Origin of the sequence: Pontibacterium sp., assembly GCF_041587635.1 — a bacterium.
GTDB lineage: Bacteria > Pseudomonadota > Gammaproteobacteria > Pseudomonadales > Balneatricaceae > Pontibacterium.
In genome coordinates, this window is sequence record NZ_JBFGYC010000474.1 from 1 (window position 1) to 3153 (window position 3153).

The 3153-nt window shown below is 51.9% G+C and carries 3 protein-coding genes; all 3 read left to right on the top strand.

The window, feature by feature from the left end; translation table 11 throughout:
* The coding region (locus ABYW01_RS17680) for a biotin-dependent carboxyltransferase family protein (protein WP_372835324.1) at positions 1-837 on the top strand (837 nt) is incomplete at its 5' end.
* A gap of 28 nt (positions 838-865) precedes the next feature.
* On the top strand, positions 866-1741 hold the full coding sequence (locus ABYW01_RS17685) for a DUF4392 domain-containing protein (RefSeq protein WP_372835330.1): 876 nt from the start codon (positions 866-868) through the stop codon (positions 1739-1741).
* Positions 1742-1847: 106 nt separating this feature from the next.
* Positions 1848-2705: a D-amino acid aminotransferase gene (locus ABYW01_RS17690; RefSeq protein WP_372835327.1), complete on the top strand. Its 858-nt coding sequence runs from the start codon at positions 1848-1850 to the stop codon at positions 2703-2705.
* Positions 2706-3153: the final 448 nt, after the last annotated feature.

Sequence of the window (3153 nt, forward strand, 5' to 3'; positions counted from 1 at the left end):
CTGGATGCTGAAGCGTTCAGCTGGGCTAACCGCCTGTGCGATAACAGCACTGAAGTCACCGCACTGGAAGTTAGCTTTGGCGGATTGATTCTGGAAGCTCAGATCAACACCCGCATTGCCGTGACCGGTGCTGAACTGCCGTTGAGCATCAACGGTCAGGCAAAAGAGCAATGGCGCAGTCACGCCGTTAATGCCGGTGATGTGATCGAACTGGGTTATGCCACTGCTGGTTGCCGCGCGTATCTGGCGGTTGCAGGTGGTTTCCATATCGAGCATAGCTTTGGCAGTGCCGCGACAGTTACCCGTGAATCCATTGGTGGATTGAACGGTGGCAAGCTGGCCCCCAATGATTTTCTGCCGTGCACCGCTGCATCGGCGAACGGTTGTCTGGTCCTGCCGGAACAGCACCGTCCGACCTATGACAAACGTGCACATCTGCGTGTGATTCAGGGTTATCAGAAGCACGCGTTTACTGATCTGCAAATGGCGCGCTTTTTCAGCAGCGAATACCAGACTACCGATCGCAGCGATCGTATGGGGTATCGCGTGAGCGGACCTGAGATCAAACCTTCACTGGACGGCATCCTGTCCGAAGGGATCTGTCACGGTGCGATTCAGGTACCGGCGGACGGCCAGCCGATCATCCTGCTGAACGACCGTCAGACGATTGGTGGTTACCCGAAACTGGGTTCCATGTTGTCGTTGGATACCGCCAAACTGGCGCAGATGACGCCGGGCGCAACACTGACATTTGAAGCCATCACCATTGATGATGCCCACAATTTGCACCTGCTGACCAAACGCCGCAATGCGGTGATTGAACCGCTGGCCTGCTAAGAATAATAACTGGAGTACCTTCGTGAATATGAAACAGGAAATTACCCCCCAGTCCCAGATGCAAGAAGCGATGAAGCTTAGCCTGGCGATTGAAGAACTGTTGGTATCCCGTGACCTTCGTGGCATGAAAACGGTGCAGGGCATGATGTTGCCGGGTTACTGCTTGCGTGCAGCGATGATGATGCAGCAATGCACCGGTACGGTATTGATTGGTACTGGTTTCCCTGTGGCAGGTACGTTTGAGACTGATGGCCCTGTGGGTGCGATCTCTTTGTACCGTGCATTCGAAGCCTGCGGTGCCACACCCATCATGGTGTGTGGTGATCCACTGGCAAGTGCGCTAGAAGCGGATTACCGTATTCAGAAATTGCCTGTTGGTGAAATGAGCACTGAAGAACGTCTTCGCGCTGCAGATGAAATTCTGGAGAAACATGCCCCACAGCTGGTGATCTCGATTGAGCGTCCGGGGCAGGCGGCAGATGAAGGTTATTACAACATGCGCGGTGAATCGATCACTCCGCACGCGGCCAGCTTCGACGAGATTATGAAAGAAGCCGGTTGCCCATCCATTGCGATTGGTGACGGTGGTAACGAAATCGGCATGGGTAATGTTCGCCCGGCGCTGCGTTCTCTGGATATTACGCCAGCAGTGACCCGTTGCAGCGAACTGGTTGTCGCCGATGTATCCAACTGGGGGGGGCACGCACTGGTGTCCCTGATGGGTTGGTTGGAAGGTAAAGACCTGCTGGCTGATTTCGACAACGTTGCGATTCTGCAGTACCTGTCTGAACGTGGCAGTGTTGACGGTGTCACCCGTGACAACACCCTGACAGAAGACAGCCTGCCTGCCGCCGATGGCGAAGCGATGTTGCTGGAACTGCGTAAGTTAACTGGATTTGCATGATTAATTGCATGCACTCCGTTCTGCGGAGTGCGTGATTAAGTTTATCGATAGGGTGGTGAAGTGAGGGGACTCACGGTTTGAAGCCACCGATGGTTTGGAGTTTGTTATGAGTATTGTTTATTTAAACGGATCCTACATGCCAATGGACGAAGCGAAGATCTCGCCGATGGACCGTGGCTTTTTGTTTGGTGATGGCATCTATGAGGTGATCCCTTCTTACGATGGCAAACTGGTTGGTTTCGCTCCGCACATCAAGCGTATGGATCAGGGTATGGACCTGATCGGCATTAAATTTGGCTACTCTCAGGCTGACTGGCGTGAAGTATGCGAAAACCTGATTGAAAAGAACGGCGGCGGCAACCTGGGTATCTACCTGCACGTGTCCCGCGGTACTGATAGCAAGCGTTTCCACGCGTACCCAGAAGATGTAGAAGCGACTGTATTTGCATTCGTATTCGAGATTCCTGCTGCGCCTGTTGCTGATAAAGCCGTTGATAAAGCATACAAAGTATCCAGCACTGAAGATCTGCGCTGGAAACGTTGCAACATCAAATCGACTGCACTGCTGGGCAACGTTATGCACTTCCAGCAGGGTTATGAGTCTGGCAACAACGAAATCATCTTGTACAACGCTGACGGCGAAATGACCGAAGGTAGTGCATGCAACGCTTACATCGTTAAAGATGGCGTTGTGATCACGCCTCCGCTGGATCACCAGATCCTGCCGGGTATCACCCGTCTGATGCTGCTGGATATCCTGGCGAAAGATGGCTCTATCAAAGTTGAAGAGCGCATCGTCACTATGGATGAAGTTCGCAACGCGGACGAAATCTGGCTGACCAGCTCCAGTAAAGAGATCGCTCCTGTTGTAGAACTGGACGGCCAGCCTGTAGGCGACGGTCAGATCGGTGCAACTTGGGAAAAAGCTCAGGCTCTGTACTCTGCTGGTAAGTACAACTACTAAGCACGTCGATTAATCGACATGGCGAATTCGGATGACAGCCTTACCGGGCTGTTATCTGTCCCTTCTTACCTTACAAATGGTAAGACCCAGCGTTTATTTTCGGCTTCGGGTGGCGTTGCGCAGATCCACCAGTCATTCGAAGTACAGCTAAACGTGCTCGCTCAAACGGTTTATGGATGAACCGCACTCATATAGAGGGGCTTTTATAGCCCCTCTTTTTTTATCTGTTTTTTGGGACATGCAGTCTATTCATCGTGCAGTTTTGAAAATACACTCCCGTGTAGGGTTGGCGCTTCGTTATCGAAGGTAGTCAGTCCGCAGACAGGTGTATCAAATATTATTGATGAATGATTGATCTGAATTGCCGGATAGCAACATATCCACGGCTTAGTCGACCTTCTGGCTATCCACGGCATGTTTACACAGTGCTACGATTATATTGACTATA